We start from the raw sequence: 22,491 nt of genomic DNA on the forward strand, positions 1-22,491 counted from the left end.
AATTGGCATTTAAAATATTTTATATCATGGACACAAACAAATTATATCTTTTCAAAGATAGACGATTTTTACCGAATTTTATAGTGCAGTTATGCGGTTGTCTTAATGATAATATATTAAAAAATGCTCTGGTAATCCTTATAACTTATGGTATTTCAGGAGCTTTAGGTAAATATAATAATCTACTTGTTTTAATTGCTAATGCTACTTTTGTATTACCTTTTATAATATTCGCAAGCATAGCAGGACAAATTGCCGATAAATACGAGCGTGCAAATCTTATTAAAATTATTAAGATTTGTGAAATCGGTATAATTGCCTTTGCAATTTATGGATTTCATCATAATAATCTGTTAATCCTGTTTTGTTCTATTTGCTTAATGGGTATGCATTCTACTTTTTTCGGTCCAATCAAATATAGCGTATTACCTGATCACCTAAATAAAGACGAACTACTTGGAGCTAACGGCTTTGTTGAAGCCGGAACTTTTATCGGTATTTTTATCGGTACTATAATCGGCAGCTATTATACAATCAGCAATAATTTTATAATTTATTCCTTAATTACCATCGCTTTTCTCGGCTTTATTACAAGCCTTTTTTCCCAAAAATCTAAAAATGTAAATCGTGATATTAAAATAAATTTTAATATTATAGCTGAAAGCATAAATATGATTAAATATGCCAAAGCAAAAAAACAGATATATTTAGCTATACTTGGTATTTCATGGTTTTGGTTTATCGGAGCTGCTATAATTTCTCAAATACCTTTACTTGCTAAGATAACTTTTAAAGCTGATGAGAATGTTGCTAATTTATTTTTAGCGGTTTTCTCGCTTGGTGTTGGGATCGGTTCGTTTTTATGTAGCAAAATATTTGAAGATGAGATTACCGTTAAATATCTATTTATTTCAGCCCTAGGCATTAGTATTTTCGGTATTGATTTATTCTTTGCAAGTAGAATTAGCTCAGTTAACTACGAACCTACTCAGCTAAAAAGTATTTTAGTATTTTTATCGAAAAGACATAATTGGCGCATAGTTATAGATTTATTGTTCTTAGCGGCAATAGGCGGATTATATATCGTTCCTCTTTTTGCGATATTACAGCATTACGCAAACCCTACTCATCGTAGTCGAATTATTGCCGTTAACAATCTTATCAATTCCATTTTTATGGTGGGATCAACAACAATTCTATCTTTATTATTTTACCTAAATTTCACTATACCCTGGATTATATTATTTATTAGCCTAGCTAATATAATTGTTACTATACATATTTACCGTTTAATACCTGAAGTTAAAATTATTCCATTTAAGCTATTGCGAAGAATATTCCAAATCTGTTTTGATCTTATGTATAAGGTTGAAGTTAAAGGATTTGAAAATTTTCAAAAAGCAGGTAAAAAAGTAGTAGTGGTCGCTAACCATATTTCATATCTAGATCCGCCGCTAATTGCTACTTACTTACGAGAAGAAATGACTTTTGCAATTAGTCCCGATATACAAAAAATATGGTGGATTAAACCGTTTTTACGTATGGCAAGAACTTTGCCGGTTGATCCAAGTAACCCAATGGCAATAAAGACTTTAGTAAAAGAAGTACAAAAGGATCAGAAAGTAGCAATTTTCCCTGAAGGTAGAATAAGCGTTACCGGCTCTTTAATGAAAATATACGAAGGACCGGGAATGATTGCCGATAAAGCCGGTGCTACCGTCTTACCGGTTAGAATAGACGGTACTCAATTTACTCATTTATCAAAATTAAAAAACATATTAAAAAGAAAAATATTTCCTAAAATTACTATAACCGTTTTACCGCCGGTAAAATTCGCTAATATGGATGCTACAAGCAATCAAGAACGACGCAGTTATATATCTAGGACTCTTTATGATATCATGGCTGACATGATGTTTGAGAGTTCAGACTATAAAAATACTGTATTCTCATCTCTTATAGAAGCTGCTAAAATTCATGGATTTAAGAAAAAAATAGTTGATGATTTTGAAAATAATGCGGTTACTTATCGAGATTTAATATTAAAATCTTTTATCCTAGGTGATTTAATCAAAAAGAATAATATCTTTGGCAGAAATTTAGGCTTAATGTTGCCTAATACCACGAATACGTTAATTACTTTTTACGCTATGCAATCTAGCGGTTATGTTCCTGCTATAATTAACTGGAGCAGCGGCATAAATACTATTATTAACTCCTGTAAACTTGCACAAATTAAAGTAGTTTACACTTCAAAACAATTTATTGAGAAAGTAAATTTACATGAATTAATAACTAACTTATTAGATTTCGGTATTAAAATAATATATTTAGAAGATTTTAAAAATCAGATTGGTACAGCTCTAAAACTAAAAGCAAAAATAGGAAGTTATTGTGCCCAAACTTATTACAATTATTTTTGTCGTAATCGTGATGACGAAAAACCGGCAGTGATAATTTTTACTTCGGGTACTGAAGGTGAACCTAAAGCCGTATTATTATCTCACAGAAATTTACAAACTAATAGATATCAAATAACTGCTAAAGTACCTTTTAGCCCTGAAGATATAGTATTTAATGCGCTACCGCTATTTCATTGTTTTGGTCTTAGTGGTGCAATTATTACAACTTTCAACGGTATTAAGCTGTTTCTATATCCTTCTCCACTAAATTATCGTAGCATTCCTGAAGTTATATACGATATTGGAGCAACTATATTAATTTCTACCGATACTTTTTTAAACGGTTATGCTAATTACGCGCACCCATATGATTTTTACTCATTACGCTATATATTTGCCGGTAGCGAGAAATTAAAAGAATCTACACGACAATTTTGGCTTAATAAGTATGGCATACGTATTTTTGAAGGATATGGGATTACAGAAGCCTCACCTATTATAGCTTGCAATACCCCTATGCATAATAAAGCAGGCACGGTAGGAAGATTATTACCGAAAATTGATTATAAGCTTGAGAAAGTAGAGGGAATAAATGAAGGGGGACGTTTATTCATTAAGGGTCCTAACATCATGCTTGGTTACTTGGACTTAGAAGGTCACCGTACTTATAAAGAATGGTACGACACAGGCGATATAGTCAAAATCGATTCTGAAGGATATATAACAATTCTAGGACGTTTAAAACACTTTGCTAAAATAGCAGGGGCAATGATATCTCTTACAAAAATTGAAGAACTTGCAAGCGAAATTGATCCTGATTCCTTGCACGCTGCTATTTCTATTCCCGATAAAACGCACGAAGAAAAGATTATTTTACTTACTACCGGTTCCAATATAAATAGAGAGAACTTTGCAGATACTGTATCTAAAGCTCAAATTTCTTTACTACATTTACCGAAAGTAATTATTACCGATTCAGAAATACCTCTACTTACAAGCGGCAAAATTGATTATCTTGAGATTATGAAAAACGTGGATAGATTCTAACTTCATTGCGAGCGACTGCAAGGAACGTGGCAATCTCAGGAATCGTGCCTGAGATTTCGTCGTCGACGCCTATGGCGTCTTCTCGCAATGACGGGAAAAAACGTCACACACAACAACGCTGGTCAAACCACGGGGCGACATTTATTTTTTCTTTTGACTATTAATAGCAACATTCAAAACTAATTTAAACCACTTACCTAATAACTCTTGATCCTCCATAATTTCAGATAACACCTTCCAATATGATAGAGTTACAAGTTTACCTTTACTTTGATATACAATGACTCAGAACCGAAAGATTGAAAATATTCATAAGTGCTTAGGTCTGACTTAAAATATAATTCATTGCTCTTAATAATTCCTATCATAACACCACCCTTATATATACCATATCCACCAAACATTACACGAACGGCTACTGAACTATATTGTTCTAACAATTCTTTGACATATTCAGTAAATTCATTTTTGTTCATCATAATCACTTTAAATACAACAAACCATAAATAAACGTACCTAATATAATAAACAATGGAGTTAAAGGTAAATCAAAGTAGAAAGAGCTAAATGCAGCACAAAAATTAATAAATAAAGATATAAGAATTGATATTATAATCATCTGGGAGGGGCTATATGCTACAAACCGTGCAATCATTGCAGGAATAAGTAAAATAGCAGTTACCATAAGTACTCCAACAATCTTTATAGCAGAAAATACCGATAATGAGAGAAGAAGTAAAAATATTAGCTCAATAATATTAACCTTTAAGCCTTTTATGACGGCAATATCTCTATTGATAATGATAAGAAGAATTTGATTATAAAAATATACTATAAAGCCTATAATAGTTATTAGCACTATTGCAAGTATCATCAAATCATTAAAAGATACGGATAAAATATCCCCAAACAACAAATTTACTATATTATTCCGCAAAGAAGTAAAATAATTAATAACTAAAGCAACAGCTAGCATAAAGCTAGAAATCAAATTAATAACTGCGTTTTTTTCAGAATTATTTTTAAAAATAAACACAAAAAACGAAAAAAGAATTGCAACTATTATTCCTGAATATATTAATGGAACATGTGCTATAATACTTATGCTAGCCACTAAAAAACTACTATGAGCAAGCCCGTCACCGAAATAAATATATCTCTTCCATAGGGCAATGCAGCCAAGCGGGGCAAATATGCAGCTAATTAAAATTAATGCTAGTATTATTAAAGTCATCTGAGTATATTATATATGTTTGTTGTATGGCCTCTTGTCATCCCGTGGCTTGACCACGGGATCCACTAAAGTTCTTAGGCTGTACTTATGGAGCCCGTGGTCAAGCCACGGGATGACATTGGAAAGAATCATATACTATGTCTTCAATCGATAAAAAAGAATTAGAAAAATTTGAGAAAATTTCTCATAATTGGTGGAATAAGGACGGAGAATTCAGTATCTTACACCGAATAAACCCTATTCGCCTTGAATATATAATAGAGAAAATAACTACGCATTACAATAGACACCTTTCCAAACTCGCTTATAGAGAGGAATTGGTAGGAAACATGCAGCACAGCACCGCAGCGTACATAGAAGTACGTGAGGATGCGAGCAGCAGATTGACGCACAAATTACCTATAGAAGTAGAGTGTGAGAAGATGTCTAACAATATTTCTAAATTAGAAATATTAGACGTCGGTTGCGGTGGAGGGTTAATTGCAACGCCTTTAGCGGCTCAAGGTTTTAACGTTACAGCCATTGATGCACTGCAAAGTAATATTGAAACGGCAACTGCTTATGCTAAGGAAAAAGGCGTAAAGATAAATTATTTACAATCTACTATAGAAGAATTAGCAAGTGACAAGCTATATGATGTGGTAATTTGTCTTGAGGTTATTGAACACGTAGAAAACGTACAGCAATTTATACTAAATTTGGTGAAGCATATTAAGCCAAACGGTATGGCAATAATTTCTACGATTAACCGTACTAAAAAAGCTTATATACTTGGAATAATAGTTGCCGAATATATTTTAGGTTGGGTACCAAAAAACACTCATGATTATAGCAAATTCCTAAAACCGTTGGAAATTTACGAAATGCTTACGGATACCAAAATTGAAATTAAAGAGCTGAAAGGCTTGGTATATAATCCGGTTAAAAATGAGTGGAAATTAAGCGATGATATAGACGTAAATTATTTTATGTGTTTGGGGAGAAAGAGTATGTGTTATCCTAACTAATTTGATCAGCCTTGTTGCATGAATACCGAATCGTCATTGCGAGCGACTGTAAGGAGCGTGGCAATCCAGAAAAATAATAAAAAAATGCTAATTTTTAGCATTTTTTACTGGATTGCTTCGTCAATGGCTATGCAATTTCCTCGTAATGACGCAAAAACTGATCCATGCAACACAGCTGACTTGATCTCAGGATCCAGTTAAACATACTAATATTATTAGTATGTTTAGTTGTTTTCTGGATACCGTGGCAAGCCACGGTATGACACAGTTCTTAGTATATATTTAAAAAAGATAATAAATGAATAATAACGTAATTACTAGATTTGCTCCGTCACCGACGGGGTTTTTACATATAGGTTCGGCAAGAACCGCCCTTTTTAATTATTTGTTCGCAAGGCATCATAACGGTCAGTTCTTGCTTCGCATTGAAGACACTGATAAAGAAAGGTCAACTAAAGAAGCGGTAGAAGCTATATTCTCAGGTCTAAAATGGCTAGGGCTTGATTGGAACGGTGAGGTTATATTCCAGTCTAAACGTCATAACCTTTACAAAGAAGCTGCACTAAAATTACTGCAAAACGGTAAAGCATATTATTGTTTTACTAGCCAAGAAGAAATAGAAAGACAGCGACAACAAGCTTTAGAAAATAAACAGCATTTTATTTTTAATAGCGAGTGGCGTGACAAAGATCCATCTATCTATCCTACTGATATTAAGCCGGTAATACGTCTAAAAACTCCAAGAGAGGGTAGTATAACAATCATGACACTTTACAAGGTAAGGTAGTAATTGAAAACTCTCATATAGACGATATGGTACTATTAAGAGCAGACGGCACTGCTACTTACATGCTAGCCGTTGTAGTAGACGATCATGATATGGGTATAACTCATATTATTAGAGGTGACGATCATTTAACCAATGCAGCAAGGCAACTCGCTATTTATCAGGCTTTCGGATATGCAGTACCGAGCATGACTCATATACCGTTAATTCATGGAGCAGACGGAACAAAATTATCCAAAAGGCATGGAGCATTAGGCGTTGAAGCTTATAAGGATATGGGGTATTTACCGGAAAGTTTGTGTAATTATTTACTGCGTCTTGGATGGAGTCACGGCAATGATGAAATTATCTCAATGACTCAGGCTATAGACTGGTTTAATCTTGATTCACTCGGTAAATCACCTTCTAAGCTTGATTTTGCTAAGATGAATAGCCTTAACGCTCATTACTTAAGAATGCTTGACAATGATAACTTAACTTCAAAGACTGTAGAGATATTGGAACAAAATTATAATAAACTTCTTCGGAAGCTCGCTTATAGGAAGGAATTTGAAGGAAACACGGAACGCAGAACCGCAGCGTATATAGACATACGTGAGGATGCGAGTACCGGATTGACGTACAAATTCCCCCTAACAGTAGAGTTGTCGAAGAAGTTTAAGGTTAGTGAGCAAGAAATAGGCTATATCAAACAAGCAATGCCAAGCTTGTTAGTTAGAAGTGAAACATTACTAGAACTAACACGCCTTGCTCAAATTTATCTAGTAGATTCTCCTATCATCTACAACCAAGATTCAAAAGAAATTATAGAAAATTGCGATAAGAATTTAATCAAACAAATTATAGAAAACTTAAGCGAACTTGAGCAGTTTGATAAGGAATCCGTAAAGAATAAATTTAAAGAAATAGCAGCAGCAAACGACTTAAAGCTGAATGACATTATGAAACCGGTAAGAGCTTTAATAACAGGTATGACTACATCACCTAGCGTATTTGAGATTGCAGAAATTTTAGGAAAAGAAAATATTTTAAAAAGGTTAAAAATTATATGAAAGATTGTATAAAAAAAATTGCTTTTGTTTTTATTGGATTATTTATAATAACCGGCACTTTTGTTTTGTATAGCATACAAAACGTCAACGCATCAACAGCACCAAAAAAGTACGGAGCTTGGACTTTAAATTGTACTCTTAATAATGAGAAAAAACAACTTTGCTTCTTATCACAACAAATTAATAATCTAGAGAAAGATAAAGAAACGGAAATATTAGCCATTTATCACATAGGTTATTTTAATGGGGAACAAGAAGAACAGGAATTAAAAATAATAGAAATAGTCCCGTCAAATGTTCAAATTCCAGCAGGTACAGTTATTAACAGCGGTGACAAACGAATAGCAGCCGGAAAATACGTCAATTGTACAGTAAACGGCTGTCAGGCTTTAGCTATTATTACAAAAGACGAGCTAGACATGATTTTATCAAACGATAATTATATAGAACTAATTACCGCAGACGGCAAACAAGCTAAAATTTCATTTATAAAAGACGGCTTAAAGGAAGGCCTAAAAGCTTTGAGTAGATAGTAACGCAAGAATTTAAGCTTTGTTGCGTGGATACTAAACCGTCATTGCAAGCAACTAAAAGGAGCATGGCAATCTCAAGATTTTGGTCCGAGATTGCTTTGTCAAAATTTTCAATTTTTCCTCGAAATGACGACTTGGGTATCCGAACAACAAAGCTTCGCTTAGCGCATAACCATTCGCTACTAAGTTGCTTTAAAACTTAATTAAGCATCGTGATGATGGTGTCCATGGCCAGGCCCTTCACCGCCTAAACTTGCTTCATATTCAAGAACCCATGATTGATGAAATGCCATGCCGGTCAGCGACTATCCATCTTTCTAAAAGAAAAGAACGCGAAATCCTGCTTCTCTTTCCAGAAGAATTATTGAATGATCCGTAGAAGCAGGTAATGTATGGCTCCAAAATGGTTTTTCTTGGCTTATATTTTCAAAAAATGTCTTAAGCTCATTCAAAGTTAGTCTTTGAGAAAAGTCATTAGGATGATCAGTGATCGCATATGTCCACGATCTCTCTCATCTTCTTTTCCACCGCTAAGAAGATGTCCCTCTTGAATTGTCGGTGTACTTAGAGTATCATCAGGAAAGTCCACATAGCCAGGAAAGGATTTTTTCCTCCTTCCATCTCATTTTTCTGTGAGCTATCCTTTAACAACTTTAATTCTTCGCAAACTCAAGCCATTGTCTTCGGTAAGGTTATCGTACTCCGCTTTATTAGGAGCTATTTTGTTATCCACTAGTTTTTTAGTCATAATTTACCTTTAATTTCAATTGTATTGCAATATATAAAAATAGATTGAACAATAATCTATCTGTGCAATTAATAATGCTTACTAAATTTTTAATACATTGCAAGAAGTTATAAACCACTAAAGTGAAAAAATATTTGAGAATAAATAAAAAATGCTTTTCTTTTTATTAAGTTTTATTAACTATTTTTATATTTTTACTTAAGATACTAGCGATTATTAAATATATTCAATGTTAACAAAGATTAATATTAATGTAATGTAACTGTGTAAAAAAATCACAAAAATATAATCCTATTTAAAAATCAAGATATAGTTTAACTTGTGCTTAACCATTGATTATCGATAAATTTAAAAAATAAATATCATGTTTTTCTAAAATCTTATTAATTTTCTTATAAAAATATTTTATACTAATTGTATGCATATACTCCTTTTAAAAGAAGTAGTATATCAGCTAAAAACTATTTTTATATTTCCAGTTGTGCAGCTTCACCGCTCTCTGCATGATAATGCATCTTACGATCACGTATTTGTATCTCTATTTTATAATTATCCTCAGTTGTGATAATAGTATGCAAAGATTGATAGCCGTTTGGCTTAGGATTAATAATATAATTTGTAAATTTATCCTTTTCATACTCATAAAGATCATGAACTACTTTTAAAGCTTTATAACATTTCTCTTCATCTATTACCACTATGCTTATCACAAAAATATCTGTTAATTCTTCTAACTTTATACCCTTACGATATAATTTATATAAAATTGATATTGGATGTTTGATCCTACCTATTATTTGAGCAGCAATATCATTTTTAGATAAATTGTGATTTAAATTTTTAATAACCTTTTGAAGCAAAACTACCTCTTTAATTTATACTAATTCAGTTAATAGTTATACTTACGAATAACTACACACCAATTAAAGCAATAAACTTAATTAAGTTCTATTAATATTTCTAATTAATTTGCTATTTTTAGTAAATATTAATAAAACCCAGCTTTAGTTGATATTAATAGGAAAAATTAAGCTTGTGGCGAGCTTCGCACTACCCTACCCTATTATTTTATCTTTTATCCTTTAGATTGCTTTTAGAACCTCATTTTTTAAGTTTTATATATAAAATTTAAATTATCTTATTTTAGTCTTTCTTAACTGTATAAATTATAAGACTTTTTTAAAATAAGAATAGTAATTTTTCTAAAACCTTACTAATTTTAGTTAGCATAGTTTAACCGACCAAAAGCTAGAAACTGTTATTACTAATTTTTTAAATTAAACGAATCTATACATTATAGATTAACCTTGCCTATAACTACAACAAGAAATCTATTCTTAATAATTAAAGCGTAAAACCGCTTTAAACCTTTTTCATCCTATATAAGGCTGTTAATAAAATAACTTTAATTGATAATTAAAGAGATTTTTACAGTAATAAATATCCCTATTTCAAAAAAATCTTATAATTTGCAGTTAAAAAGAATTTAATGAGCTTTAAAATTATTTTGTTAACAGTCTCATAGGATAAATACCAAAGGTTGAGCTATTATAATTAATTAAAAAATATTTGCACTCATTAAATAATTACAAAAAATTCTATATTTTATTTTTTGAGGAAGAGTTTTATTAAAGAGTTTATTTTCAAATTAGGCAAAGAATCGCTTTAAAACCCATTTGTTGCATAAATCAGCTTTTCAGTGTCCTACTGCGACTTAATAATGTGTTGTACAGTACGTTGTTAAAATCGTCATTGCAGAGCAGGCATTGCCTGCGTGGACCAGTTTCTTAATTGTCATCCTGCGAGCTTGTAGCAGGATCCAGTTTAAAATGCTAATATTATTAGTATTTTTTTCTGGATACCATGGTCAAGCCACGATATGACATTGAACAGGTTTTGCGATCCACGCAACAATGCCTCCTTACAATGAGGGGAACGAGCAATACAATAAAACAGGTTTATTAGATCTATTGCATAACCTATCTTATAGAGATATAGACTTAGAAATCCATACCACCCATGCCTCCCATACCGCCACGCATTGGCATTGGCTCTGCCTTATCAGAAGGTTCGTCAACAATTAAAGTTTCCGTGGTAATAATTAACGAAGCAACAGAAGCAGCATCTTGAAGTGCAGTACGCACTACTTTAGCCGGATCAATAATTCCTGCTTTAATCATATCGACATATTGCATATCTTGAGCATTAAAGCCATAATTTTTATCCTTATGTTCTAGTAATTTACCAACTACTACGCCACCGTTTTCACCAGCATTTTCAACAATCTGTTTTAGCGGATCCTTTAAAGCTTCTATTACTATTTCAATACCTGCTTGTTGATCCTTATTCTCTACTTTAAGCTTTGTTAAAGGTTGTGATGCATGAAGTAATGTTACACCGCCACCGGCAACAACACCTTCCTCAACTGCCGCTCTTGTAGCAGCAAGTGCATCTTCAACACGATCTTTACGCTCTTTCACTTCAACTTCCGTAGCACCGCCAACCTTTAATACGGCAACACCGCCGGAAAGTTTAGCTAAACGCTCTTGTAGTTTTTCTTTATCATAATCAGAAGTAGTTTCAGCTATTTGAGATTTAATTTGTAATACTCTATCTTCAATATTTTTCTTATCACCGTTACCGTCAACAATTACGGTATTTTCTTTAGAAATTGTTACTCTTTTTGCCGTCCCTAGACTCTTAATACTCACATTTTCAAGCTTCATACCTAAATCTTCAGTAATAAGCTCACCTTTAGTTAGGATAGCAATATCTTCCATCATTGCTTTTCTTCTATCGCCAAAACCGGGAGCTTTTACTGCCGCAACTTTTAAACCACCACGTAATCTATTGACTACAAGCGTTGCAAGAGCTTCGCCCTCAACATCCTCAGCAATAATTAATAGCGGGCGTTGTGATTGTACTACAGCCTCAAGTATAGGTAACATCGGTTGTAAATTTGATAATTTTTTCTCAAATAGTAAGATGAAAGGATTTTCAAGCTCAGCAACCATTTTCTCGGAATTCGTTACAAAATACGGTGATAGATAACCTCTATCAAACATCATACCTTTAACTACTTCAACATCGAAGCTAAAATTCTTTGCTTCTTCAACGGTTATCACGCCTTCTTTACCGACTTCCTCCATTGCCTTAGCAATTTTCTCACCGATTTCCTTATCACCGTTTGAAGAGATAGTACCGACTTGTGCGATTTCCTCTTGGCTATTGATTTTTTTACTGGATTTTTTAATTTCTTCTACTACTGCGTTTACCGCTAAATCCATACCACGCTTTAAATCCATAGGATTATAACCGGCAGCTACTAGCTTATTACCCTCACGAGCCAAAGCTCTAGCAAGCACCGTAGCTGTAGTGGTACCATCACCGGCTACTTCTGCAGCTTTTGTAGCAGCTGATTTTAATAGCTGAGCTCCTGCATTTCTAATTTTATCTTTTAACTCGATCGATTTTGCAACCGTCACACCGTCTTTTGTAATTTTCGGTGAACCGAATGATTGCTCGATAAGTACATTTCTGCCTTTTGGACCTAAAGTAACTTTTACTGCATCTGCAAGTATATCAATGCCTTCTAACATTTGCTCACGAGCTTTTGAGCCGTGTTTAATAAGTTTTGTTGCCATATTTAATTTCTCCTTAAAATAAATAATTAATTAATAATACCAAATACGTCGCTTTCTTTCATAACGATCAGTTTTGTGCCGTTAATTTCAATTTCGGTGCCTGCCCATTTACCGTATAAAACTTTATCGCCTACTTTTAGCTCTAAAGGATGAATTTCGCCTTTTTTATTACGAATACCATTACCCACGGCTACTATTTCACCTTGCATCGGCTTTTCTTTTACAGTATCCGGAATAATAATTCCACCTTTAGTTTTTTCTTCTTGTTCGATAGGCTTTATTGCAATTCTATCATGTAATGGTTTAAAAGACATTTTAACCTCCAATTATTAAATCTTTAAATGTACATACTATATATATTTTATTTTTGTTAGTTCAAGGGGTAAGAATAAAAATTTTTTTATTAGAGGTCTATTCTTTCTCAAAATCCTCTAAAATAGTGCCGTGTTTAGTTTTACTCCATTTCAAATTCAAAGGGCAGAAAATTATTTCAAATACTGCTTTATATTACGCTACAGTATGTAATATAAAATAACTAGCCCATAAGCTCAAAGCTACTATATCCTGAAATTTTACTTTTCCGCTTTTTAAAGAATTTTTTAATATATACAGAGCTGTACCATATAGATATAAAAGATAGAATTTTTATTTATAACAATAGAAAATATTATAAAGGGTAAACTCCAAAAATTATAAGTAGATAAGCCGATGAAAATATAAATTGTTATTACTTGCAATAAAGTAAACTTTTGGCATTTATCTTTTTGTGCTTTAAATACCAAAAATGTTTGCAAAAAGCTTGAATCCAATGTGATCTTTGATTTAGCCAATTACCTAAACTATTCAGAGCTTCTTCTAGAGTATAGGAATCACGAATAGCTACTTTATAGTTCTGTGAGTAAATTCTTATACCAAGCTCGACATCTTCTGTTACATTATAAGAATCCCATCCGCCAAGCTTATTTAATATATCCGTTTTAAATGATTACTAGTACCCCCAAGAGGTGTAGAAAGTTCTAGCAAACTTAACCCTTTCAAGATATATTCAAACCATAAACTATATTCTATATTCAACATTTTGGTTAAAATATTCTCATTTTTATTATAAAATTAAGCTTAGCTTGAAGACAAGCATATTCTAGAGGCAAGTTTTTAAACATTTCTAGAGCTTTAAGTAGCTGTTCAGGTTTATCTTCAGCATCATATACTACTAGATACTCGCCACATGAATATTCTAGAGCATAATTAAGGGCTTTCGGCTTAGTGCTTGGTAGACTTTTCGGAACAGATATAACATGAAAATAAGACGGTAAATTATATAACACTATTTCTTTAATCATTAGATAATCGTCATCTTCGATAATAATTTTAACGCCTATATCTTTTGGATAATTAATTTTTGTGATTCCACCGAATGATTTTTAGTACTACTTGTTTTGTGAAGCGATTCCACCTCTGTCATCCCGCGACTTGATCGCGGGATCCAATTAAAAATACTAATATTAGTATTTTTAATTATTTTCTGGATACCGTGGTCAAACCACGGTATAACACCGAATACGCTTTTCAATCCATGCAACCCTACCGAATGCGATTCTCTTACTGCCCTTATACATAACAGAGATTTTAAAATATTTTGCAAACAATAGCTTATATTATTAGCAACATGAAATAAAACCGGCAGATAAATCAATGTGGCTATAAACACGACGAAAAATATTATTATTTTATTGGTATAATTAATATTCTTAGCAATAATCGGTCCGACTTTAAATTCAAGAGCATATTTTGCTTTGATACTAGTTAAATGGGCGAAATTTTTTTCTAATAATTTATAAAAATAATATTTCTTGATCAGCATTATAGATCTAAAAATATTATTATTACTCAACAATATTTTTAGAGCATTTATAGCAGTTATTGTATTACCGTGAACATCTTCATATTACAATAACCATTCACTACATAGGCTTGTATATAAGAATAATTATAAATTTTAATATAAGAAATATTGCTTATTAGCGGCAATATTCTATTTTCATATAATATATCAATCATTATCTCATTATCGATAATTGCTTCTTCGATCATAGCTTTTAAACTAGTAGCTTGTTTTTTACCTAATAAGTTTTTATCTCTGATTATCTGTAATATTATATCTTCATTTATACATCTAACCATGCTGAAAAATTTATACCTGATATTTTATATTTCTTAATTTGAAAGACTGCGATCCCAAAAATGACCGATTTGAGCAGTTAACAAGTTTCTATTCTCTTTACCAAAATTAATTATCTTTACAATTCCTAACTGCTCATAAACTGAACTATCATATACATAGCCGTAATTTTGCCGAGTATGGTATTTTGTAAAACTTGTAAGCATTATGCCGTTTTTAAATTTAATCCCTTCACAAGTAGAAAAATTATAATACATCTTCTTAGAACCAATATTAATTGAATGTCCAAAGCTAAATATATTTTGATTAAAAATAGTAACAGGGCGGATATTTTTAGACATTCCAATTATTAGAGATATCTCGCCTAAAAAATCTTCTTTAAGTTTTTTACTCTTACTCATTAAAATTTTAGGCTGAGCCGCAATAACAAAATCTTTATCTTCAAATAGCTTCAATTTATAGTAAATAGAAGCATCCGTGCTTATGTTTTTTTCATTCAAAAATTTATCTTCTTTGTACAAAAAATGTACTCCAATATTTTGAGTATCGGTAATACTGTATTATACAGTACTACTTACAAATTGCTCATATTGATCAGAGGATAATTCTACTATCTTCTGCTCTAATCTTTTTATTTGTCGTAAGATTTCTGCATGAAGACTCGGCTGATCGCTTACTTTTTTGAGGTATTCCCATAGATAAGCTACTCTTTCTCTTATGTATAAAACGGCTTCTTCTCTTTGCTTTTTCTCGTTTTTTGATATCTTATTAACTTTATTACCCTCCTACAATATATCTATCTCTTCCCTGCTCTAACAACCATGCCGAAGCATGTACCTTATTAATATAAAAAATAATTATAAGGCATACTAGACAATAATATAATCTTAATACCTTAGCCGCTTAAATTTAAAAAATACACTATAATAGCAATTATAAATTAAGTAGAGAGCTAGGTTAAAAAATTTTTAATTGAAGTAGTATATGGAATATTGTAGTAATGATTTTATAACTTAAAATTCATTCAAAGAGGAAAATATGAACTATCCAAAATATAGAACTATTACTTTTACCGAAGAAAGTAGAACAGCAAATATTAATATATCCCAAATAAAACAACAATTGGAGCTAATCAGCGTGTTACGTTTGAAAGCCTAGGTAATGTTGTGGAATTAATCTTAGGACCACATAGTAGTGTTAAAGTAACAGATCTTAATCATAAGGTATTTATAAATAATACCAATCGAGATAAGATAATTATATTATCAGGTGAACATATTGCTTTTGATGATAATCCATACGCTTAATAAATACGTTCTTCTCGTGGAAGATTGGTTGCGTGGATACATGCACCGTCATTGCGAGGAGCAAAGCGATGCGGCAATCCAGAGCAATAATAAAAAAAGGCTATAAATTAGCATTTTTTGCAATGACGGGAACACTGATCCACTTAGCAACTTTCTAAGACCCAATCAGTACCTGATTTTGTAGTGTAAATAATTCCGCAACTCCGCCTTTAGCAAGTTTTAACATTGCTAAAAACTGCTCTTCGGAAAAAGGATTTTTCTCTGCCGTGCCTTGTACTTCGATTAAATTACCGTTACCTGCAAACACAAAATTACTATCCACGTCCGCATCACTATCTTCTAAATAATCCAAATCTAGTATCGCCTCACCTTTATATATACCGCAAGAAATAGCTGCAATTTGACTAATTAACGGGTTCACCTTTAAAACTCTCTTTTTCATCAATGACCTAATAGCTAGGTGCAATGCTACGTAGCTCCCTGTTATTGCTGCAGTTCTAGTACCGCCGTCAGCATTAATAACATCACAATCTATGATAATTTGCCTCTCGCCGAGTTTCCTCACGTCAATTACACATCGCATCGCCCTACCTATTAAACGCTGTATCTCTTGCGTTCTTCCGCCTTGTTTCCCAAATGCCGCTTCTCTTTTAATACGCTGTGATGTAGAACCGGGAAGCATACCGTACTCGGCAGTAATCCAGCCTTGATTTTGTCCCCTTAAGAATGGCGGTACGGTAGTTTCACAAGTAGCACTACACATGACATGTGTATTACCGATTTTAATAAGACATGAACCTTCCGCATTAATAAGCGGGGATAACTCTAATGAAATAGGACGTAATTGATTGCTTTTTCTTCCTGACTGTCTCATAATACAATTTGTACTCCATAAGTAAAAATAAATAGTAGACGAAGTTTAATTTGGAACAGAGTAAGGCATTTCATATTTTTTGACCACAGCGTACATACTAGTAAGTGAGGATAAAACAATACGAAACAACGACACCAATTTTTCAAATTAAACGAGTATACCATTGAAAAATTTTTTATTATATATATATATCTCAAAAAAGAACATAAATATAAAGTAAATAATATGATAGACGATAATATAGAAAATAATGAACAAACAATAAATGATATTGCTGAAGAGATAGTTGAAACAGCAAATCTGGAGATAACAGCGTTAAAAGCCGAGATTGAAGAGCTAAAAGATAAGCTAATAAGAACTACTGCTGAAATAGACAATACAAGAAAGCGTTTAGAAAAAGCACGTGACGAAGCAAAAGATTATGCAATTGCTAAATTTGCTAAAGAACTACTAAATGTTAGTGATAATCTTTCAAGAGCATTAGCACATAAACCGGCAAATTCTGATGTAGAAGTCACAAATATTATTACAGGCATTCAGATGACTAAAGACGAGCTAGACAAAGTCTTTCATAAACATCATATTGAAGAAATAAAGCCGGAAATAGGATCAATGTTCGACTATAATTTACATAATGCAATTGCACAGATAGAACATCCTGATCATGCACCAAATAGTATTATTACTTTAATGCAATCAGGATATAAAATTAGAGATAGACTACTTCGTCCTGCTACCGTACAAGTAGTTAAAAAACCTTAATACTCGATCAACTTCAAAAATTAGCGTCGTCGTTTTACAAGAGCTTCAATTCTTACTTATTAAGTATACGCTGTGATCTTCGCCTTGTAAACTCCTAGCTCTTTTTGAAGTTGATCTTCGTATAGAAAATGAGGAAAATAATAATGAATAGGACCGTTATATTTTGGCTAGTTTTTTTAGGGCTTTTTATCAGCGGTTTTATGCTAATTTCAGACGCAGTAAAGCCATTTTTTATCGCATTTATAATATCTTACTTACTACAACCTGCTATGGGTTTTATCGCATCAAAATTTAAAATATCAAATAAATTTGCATCAAGCATAATTTATCTGATATTTTTGAGCATATTTTTCTTAAGCTTAACTATTTTAGTGCCGATAATTTATGGACAAATTTTTACTTTTATAAATAATATTCCAAAATATAACAATTATTTACAGGCAGAAATATTACCGCCTATAATGGTAAAAATTTATTCGATAGAACCTGATATTGCCGACAAAATCAAGAATTCTTTAAGCAATTTTATAAATAGTATATTTACTATACTTGGCAGTATTGCTAATAATTTTTGGCGTTATACTATTATAACTATTAACATATTTGTTTTATTTTTACTTATACCTATAATATTATTCTATTTCCTACGTGATTGGGCTAAAATTATTGCAAACATGAAATCATTATTACCTATAAAAACCCGACCGAAAATCCTTGAAATATTATCGGCAATTAATAATCTGTTATCTGCTTACATAAGAGGACAGCTAAATATTTGCTTATTATTATCTACTTATTATAGTATTGCATTTACCGTAATAGGTATTGATCTCGCTCTTTTACTTGGCATTTTAACAGGATTTTTAGTTATTATTCCTTTCCTTGGTACTTTTATATCGTTTCTTTTAACTCTAATTATCGGCTATTTAACTTTTGGTATAACTACCAAATTACTATATATAATGATAATTTATCTAGTTGGAAATATTTGCGAGTCCTATATTTTCACCCCTAAAATTATCGGTGATAAAATAGGGTTGCATCCTCTTTGGATTATATTCTCAATTTTTGCCTGCGGCAGTTTATTGGGAATTATTGGAATATTTTTTGCTATACCGATTGCAGGGATTACAAAAATTTTACTTTTGAATCTAATTAAATTTTATAAATCTAGCAAATTCTACCAAATAGACGACTAAAAAATTCTTATAACAGTGCAGCAATATATATTTCGTTTTATTACTTCTAATAAATATCATCCTGATGAATTTATTGTTTCTAGTTCTAACGATCAAGCTTATAATATTATAAAAAATTGGCAGTGCGGCTTTGGCGTTAACCCTTATAAATTTACTTTATTAATTAAAGGACCTTCTTCGTCAGGCAAAACTTATTTAACCAAAATATGGCAAAATTTAAGCAATGCCTATATTATTAAAGATATTTTTTTTAATGAAGAAATTTCAGAAAAATATAATGCTTTCATCATTGAAGATATTGAAAACTGGCAAGAGCCGACATTACTTCATATATTTAATATTATTAACGAAAAACAAAAATATCTTTTACTTACCGCATCTGATAAAAGTAGAAATTTTACTTTACCCGATTTATCTTCACGTATTAAATCAGTACTTAGTATTCTATTAAACTCACCTGACGATGAATTAATCAAAATTCTAATATTTAAGCATTTTGCTATTTCGTCGGTAACAATATCCGGACAAATAATAGATTTTCTTTTAGTAAATTTGCCTAGGGAATATTCTAAAATTATAGAAATATTAGACAATATTAACTATTTTGCTTTAATTTCCAAAAGAAAAATAACAACTTCATTAGTCAAAGAAGTTTTAAATAAGTATAATCATAAAACATTGTAACTTTTTCCTTGACTTGAAATCTTCTCAATATAACCTTGCCATAAATTAACTTTTTAGAAAAAATTGTGTTGGGATACGAAAAAAAACAAAAAAGTTTAAACAGAGAATAAAAACGGGCTATAGGCATAGGATTAATATCTATAGGTACTTTTTGAGAATATTTTGATCTTATGCTATATGTTCATATTGCAGTACTAATTAATGAGCTTTTCTTTCCGCAATATGATACTCACGTTAATCGACTTCTTGCAGTTTTTTCTTTTTGTTCTACTTTTATTTTTAGACCCTTAGGAGCTTTATTATTTGGCTGATAATATAGGTCGGAAATCCACAGTCATTATTACCACTATTTTAATGTCATTTTCTTGCATAGTTATGGCTAATCTTCCTACTTATGCCCAAGTAGGTGCTAGTGCCGCCTGGATAGTAACAATATGCCGTATAGTGCAAGGTATGTCATCCATGGGAGCAAGAGTAGGAGCAGAATTATATTTAACGGAATCTGTTGGAGTTCCTAAACGCTTTCCTACCGTAGCATTTGTAGGGGTGTGTGCTAGCTTAGGATTAACTGTGGCCCTTGGCGTAGAAACCTTAGTTACATCCTATGGCTTTAATTAGCGTATCGCATTTTGGGTAGGTGCAGGAATTGCATTAATAGGTAGTGCTGCTAGGACTACTTTGCTAGAAACACCGGATTTTGTTGATGCTAAGCATAGAATACAAGAAACGATAAAAGATAGTAATATAATTGATGTAGCAACGATAAAAAATAATCCTGTATGGCAGGGAAAAGTTAATAAGAAGCATGCAATCTATTATTTTTTAATACAACTAGCACAACCAGTATGGTTTTATTTTGCTTATATTCATTGTAGTAATATACTTAAAGATGCGTTACACTATACCATTGAAGCAGTAATACATCAAAATTTCATTATTTCTATAGTAGAATTTTTTGTAGCACTAGCACTTACGTGTTTATGCTATAAATTTCATCCACTAAAAATTTTAAAAACGCAATTAGTAATATTTTTAACTTTTCTTCTATCTAGTCCATTAATATTAGATAATATAACGCAAGGTTAGCAAATTCTCTTAATTCCACTAATTTTAGTTACTTTTTCTCCAAGTGAATCTCCAGCAATTCCAATATTTTATAAAAGTTTTCCGGTTTTAAAACGATTTACCTATGCTAGCTTTATATATACTTATTCAAGAGCCGCTATGTATGTAATTAGTTCTTTTGGACTTGTTTATTTAACAGAACGTTTTAATAATTTAGGATTGGTGATGATAGTAATTCCTATTATTATAGGGTATAACCTCGGTATATCACCTTTTAAAAAGCTAGCAGTTGAAGCAGGAAATTATTATTGAATATAAAAGGCAAAATGCGGCTTGCACCTTTTATATAAATTAGTTATATACTTTATCTTCTTCAGCTAATTCGGTTTTAATTCTTTCAAGCAGAGCAAAAATCTTACAATATTCTTCAAGCTGTGCGTTTATCTTTTGCAGCTCATCTAAAGTACTACTAAAATCTTCTTGTATTAAATAGGTTTCTACAGTTTTATTCTGCTCTAATGTTTTAAGCATAATATCTTGTAACAATTTATTATAGTGATTTTCTAACTTAGGTGTATTTGACATAATAATAAATAACTTTGTATTTTAATTAATATATGAATTATGGATGATATAGAAGTTATACAAAGGCGTAACTTGGAGCGTATAATTTCTCATCAAGAAACAGTAAAAAGTAAAGATGATTTATAATACATAATGAGCAGCAACAAACGCAAGACAAAAGTAATAAAGGTACTAAATCATTATTTATAGCATCGGTTATAACAAATGGAATAAATAATATAGTAAACGTGGTGGGGATATCAGCAGCTATAGTCGGTAATAATGTAGCACAAATAATTTCATCAATAAATATAGGATTACAATCATTAAAAGGTTCTAAAGATTCGGTCAATCCCAGGATAGGATAAAGTAATTAAGGATCTAAACCATAATATTAATCAAGAAACACAAAAAACAAAAAGCAGATATAGGTAATTATAAAAATATACAAGCATTAGCAGAGATAGGATATAAACAAACTATTTAAACTGCAGCATTAAACGCATTACTACAAGATAAGAATTACTTTAGATTTACCGATCAAGAAAAACAACAGCGATTTAATCAGCTTAGTGAAGAAATAACATCACAAAATATAATAGTAGATATACTAAAAGATATAGATAGGGCACATAGTCCTTTTTATAAACAACCGGAACAAATAACTACTCATAAAAGCGTGTTAACAAAAACAGTTGAAAATACAAATACTAACGATCATAAGGAATACAAAACGATACAGTAAAAAAAGAAATTAGACTAAGCGGCACAGAAAATATAGTAAATAGAATTGGTAAACAATTAATTAATAACACTATTTCTAATAAAAATACAGGTACGCCAAATAATTATATAAAAAGAATTGAAAAAAAAGATTTAGGGTTAATAAGGTACAAATAGGAAATCATCAATAGACTTCTTGTATAACCTATCTTATAAAGAGGAAACACTCACCGCACACTGCAACATACAAAAAGTAGGTAAGGATATGAGTATAAGATTGACGTACAAATATTTTTCTCTCAATTAGTTTATTATCATACTATTAACATCATTAATGAATAGTAAAAATAAGCTAACAATGAATTGCATTTTATTTCTTTATTTATCGTATAAGGCGAAATTTCCTATTGACTTTTATTTTTATATAAAACAGTATAGTTCTTTATTAATTTTAACTAATCTGTAAAAAAGTATGTGAAGTTACGCAAAAGAGCAAAAAAGTTTAGCCCGTAATCAAAAAGAAGCAATAGGACTATTTTTATCTATTGTTATATTTCTTGAGTATTTTGACCTAATGCTTTACGTGCATATAGCAATACTTTTAAATGATTTATTTTTTTCCTAAGTATGATCCTTTTGTTAATTCACTTCTTAATGCTTTTGCGTTTTGTTCTACTTTC

General features: G+C 31.4%; 22 protein-coding genes and 4 pseudogenes. 12 read left to right on the forward strand and 14 right to left on the reverse strand.

The window, feature by feature from the left end; genetic code table 11:
• Nucleotides 1-26 precede the first annotated feature (26 nt).
• Nucleotides 27-3,449: an acyl-[ACP]--phospholipid O-acyltransferase gene (locus RAT170B_RS03665; RefSeq protein ID WP_045805630.1), complete on the forward strand. Its 3,423-nt coding sequence runs from the start codon at nucleotides 27-29 to the stop codon at nucleotides 3,447-3,449.
• Between the two features lie 251 nt (nucleotides 3,450-3,700).
• Here RAT170B_RS03665 and RAT170B_RS03670 read toward each other — a convergent pair whose 3' ends face one another.
• From RAT170B_RS03670 to RAT170B_RS12375, 3 genes and pseudogenes are all read right to left on the reverse strand, one after another.
• Nucleotides 3,701-3,928 (reverse strand): TfoX/Sxy family protein, encoded by a 228-nt coding sequence (locus tag RAT170B_RS03670; protein WP_261368679.1) that lies wholly within the window; start codon nucleotides 3,926-3,928, stop codon nucleotides 3,701-3,703.
• Between the two features lie 2 nt (nucleotides 3,929-3,930).
• A complete protein-coding gene (locus tag RAT170B_RS03675) occupies nucleotides 3,931-4,683 on the reverse strand; it encodes a metal ABC transporter permease (RefSeq protein WP_045805631.1) in 753 nt (250 codons plus the stop codon).
• Between the two features lie 29 nt (nucleotides 4,684-4,712).
• Nucleotides 4,713-4,802, reverse strand: a pseudogene (locus RAT170B_RS12375) (proline/betaine transporter); the annotation flags it as partial.
• 18 nt (nucleotides 4,803-4,820) lie between these two features.
• On the opposite strand from RAT170B_RS12375, the gene ubiG reads away from it, so the two are divergent.
• From ubiG to RAT170B_RS03690, 3 genes and pseudogenes are all read left to right on the forward strand, one after another.
• The gene (gene ubiG / locus RAT170B_RS03680) at nucleotides 4,821-5,690 is read left to right on the forward strand and encodes a bifunctional 2-polyprenyl-6-hydroxyphenol methylase/3-demethylubiquinol 3-O-methyltransferase UbiG (protein WP_045805632.1); all 870 of its coding nucleotides are present in this window, start codon (nucleotides 4,821-4,823) and stop codon (nucleotides 5,688-5,690) included.
• A gap of 298 nt (nucleotides 5,691-5,988) precedes the next feature.
• A pseudogene (gltX, locus tag RAT170B_RS03685) lies at nucleotides 5,989-7,529 on the forward strand (glutamate--tRNA ligase).
• Nucleotides 7,526-8,062: an invasion associated locus B family protein gene (locus RAT170B_RS03690; protein ID WP_045805633.1), complete on the forward strand. Its 537-nt coding sequence runs from the start codon at nucleotides 7,526-7,528 to the stop codon at nucleotides 8,060-8,062. Before gltX ends, RAT170B_RS03690 begins: the two are co-directional and overlap by 4 nt.
• Before the next feature lie 1,202 nt (nucleotides 8,063-9,264).
• Here RAT170B_RS03690 and RAT170B_RS03705 read toward each other — a convergent pair.
• The 8 genes and pseudogenes from RAT170B_RS03705 to RAT170B_RS03730 form a co-directional block, all read right to left on the reverse strand.
• A pseudogene (locus tag RAT170B_RS03705) lies at nucleotides 9,265-9,670 on the reverse strand (bifunctional (p)ppGpp synthetase/guanosine-3',5'-bis(diphosphate) 3'-pyrophosphohydrolase).
• Nucleotides 9,671-10,810: 1,140 nt separating this feature from the next.
• Nucleotides 10,811-12,454 (reverse strand): chaperonin GroEL, encoded by a 1,644-nt coding sequence (gene groL, locus RAT170B_RS03710; protein WP_012151120.1) that lies wholly within the window; start codon nucleotides 12,452-12,454, stop codon nucleotides 10,811-10,813.
• A 26-nt stretch (nucleotides 12,455-12,480) separates the two neighbouring features.
• Complete coding sequence (locus RAT170B_RS03715; RefSeq protein WP_014014607.1) at nucleotides 12,481-12,768, reverse strand: co-chaperone GroES; 288 nt, start codon at nucleotides 12,766-12,768, stop codon at nucleotides 12,481-12,483.
• A 413-nt stretch (nucleotides 12,769-13,181) separates the two neighbouring features.
• Nucleotides 13,182-13,424: a glycosyltransferase family 2 protein gene (locus tag RAT170B_RS11380; protein ID WP_261368690.1), complete on the reverse strand. Its 243-nt coding sequence runs from the start codon at nucleotides 13,422-13,424 to the stop codon at nucleotides 13,182-13,184.
• Nucleotides 13,425-13,536: 112 nt separating this feature from the next.
• Nucleotides 13,537-13,794 carry a hypothetical protein gene (locus tag RAT170B_RS11385; protein ID WP_261368680.1) on the reverse strand — a complete coding sequence of 86 codons (258 nt, stop codon included), beginning with the start codon at nucleotides 13,792-13,794 and terminating at the stop codon, nucleotides 13,537-13,539.
• Between the two features lie 35 nt (nucleotides 13,795-13,829).
• Nucleotides 13,830-14,345, reverse strand: coding sequence for a hypothetical protein (locus RAT170B_RS11390; RefSeq protein WP_261368692.1), 516 nt, complete (start codon nucleotides 14,343-14,345; stop codon nucleotides 13,830-13,832).
• A 26-nt stretch (nucleotides 14,346-14,371) separates the two neighbouring features.
• Nucleotides 14,372-14,635, reverse strand: a complete 264-nt coding sequence (locus RAT170B_RS11395; protein WP_261368681.1) for a hypothetical protein — start codon at nucleotides 14,633-14,635, stop codon at nucleotides 14,372-14,374.
• A 33-nt stretch (nucleotides 14,636-14,668) separates the two neighbouring features.
• Nucleotides 14,669-15,154 carry a hypothetical protein gene (locus tag RAT170B_RS03730; RefSeq protein ID WP_045805634.1) on the reverse strand — a complete coding sequence of 162 codons (486 nt, stop codon included), beginning with the start codon at nucleotides 15,152-15,154 and terminating at the stop codon, nucleotides 14,669-14,671.
• 645 nt (nucleotides 15,155-15,799) lie between these two features.
• Here RAT170B_RS03730 and RAT170B_RS11400 point away from each other — a divergent pair.
• Nucleotides 15,800-15,940 (forward strand): hypothetical protein, encoded by a 141-nt coding sequence (locus tag RAT170B_RS11400; protein WP_261368683.1) that lies wholly within the window; start codon nucleotides 15,800-15,802, stop codon nucleotides 15,938-15,940.
• Between the two features lie 154 nt (nucleotides 15,941-16,094).
• Here the strand turns inward: RAT170B_RS11400 and rph are convergent, their stop codons facing one another.
• Nucleotides 16,095-16,814: a ribonuclease PH gene (rph, locus tag RAT170B_RS03735; RefSeq protein WP_045805635.1), complete on the reverse strand. Its 720-nt coding sequence runs from the start codon at nucleotides 16,812-16,814 to the stop codon at nucleotides 16,095-16,097.
• A 225-nt stretch (nucleotides 16,815-17,039) separates the two neighbouring features.
• On the opposite strand from rph, the gene grpE reads away from it, so the two are divergent.
• From grpE to RAT170B_RS11410, 6 genes are all read left to right on the forward strand, one after another.
• Nucleotides 17,040-17,576 carry a nucleotide exchange factor GrpE gene (grpE, locus tag RAT170B_RS03740; protein WP_045805636.1) on the forward strand — a complete coding sequence of 179 codons (537 nt, stop codon included), beginning with the start codon at nucleotides 17,040-17,042 and terminating at the stop codon, nucleotides 17,574-17,576.
• Between the two features lie 143 nt (nucleotides 17,577-17,719).
• On the forward strand, nucleotides 17,720-18,775 hold the full coding sequence (locus tag RAT170B_RS03745; RefSeq protein WP_045805637.1) for an AI-2E family transporter: 1,056 nt from the start codon (nucleotides 17,720-17,722) through the stop codon (nucleotides 18,773-18,775).
• A 15-nt stretch (nucleotides 18,776-18,790) separates the two neighbouring features.
• Nucleotides 18,791-19,459 (forward strand): HdaA/DnaA family protein, encoded by a 669-nt coding sequence (locus tag RAT170B_RS03750; protein ID WP_014014613.1) that lies wholly within the window; start codon nucleotides 18,791-18,793, stop codon nucleotides 19,457-19,459.
• 303 nt (nucleotides 19,460-19,762) lie between these two features.
• A complete protein-coding gene (locus RAT170B_RS03755; protein WP_014014615.1) occupies nucleotides 19,763-20,077 on the forward strand; it encodes a hypothetical protein in 315 nt (104 codons plus the stop codon).
• A gap of 60 nt (nucleotides 20,078-20,137) precedes the next feature.
• Nucleotides 20,138-20,545, forward strand: coding sequence for a hypothetical protein (locus tag RAT170B_RS11405; protein ID WP_261368684.1), 408 nt, complete (start codon nucleotides 20,138-20,140; stop codon nucleotides 20,543-20,545).
• A gap of 138 nt (nucleotides 20,546-20,683) precedes the next feature.
• Nucleotides 20,684-20,836 carry a hypothetical protein gene (locus RAT170B_RS11410; RefSeq protein ID WP_045805638.1) on the forward strand — a complete coding sequence of 51 codons (153 nt, stop codon included), beginning with the start codon at nucleotides 20,684-20,686 and terminating at the stop codon, nucleotides 20,834-20,836.
• Nucleotides 20,837-20,875: 39 nt separating this feature from the next.
• Here RAT170B_RS11410 and RAT170B_RS03770 read toward each other — a convergent pair whose 3' ends face one another.
• Entirely contained in the window at nucleotides 20,876-21,109 is a 234-nt protein-coding gene (locus RAT170B_RS03770) for a hypothetical protein (RefSeq protein ID WP_014120933.1), read from the reverse strand.
• A 55-nt stretch (nucleotides 21,110-21,164) separates the two neighbouring features.
• On the reverse strand, nucleotides 21,165-21,440 hold the full coding sequence (locus RAT170B_RS09720) for a hypothetical protein (RefSeq protein ID WP_045805639.1): 276 nt from the start codon (nucleotides 21,438-21,440) through the stop codon (nucleotides 21,165-21,167).
• An 897-nt stretch (nucleotides 21,441-22,337) separates the two neighbouring features.
• On the opposite strand from RAT170B_RS09720, the pseudogene RAT170B_RS11415 reads away from it, so the two are divergent.
• Nucleotides 22,338-22,491: pseudogene (locus RAT170B_RS11415) on the forward strand (MFS transporter); the annotation flags it as partial.

Origin of the sequence: Rickettsia argasii T170-B, assembly GCF_000965185.1 — a bacterium.
GTDB lineage: Bacteria > Pseudomonadota > Alphaproteobacteria > Rickettsiales > Rickettsiaceae > Rickettsia > Rickettsia rickettsii.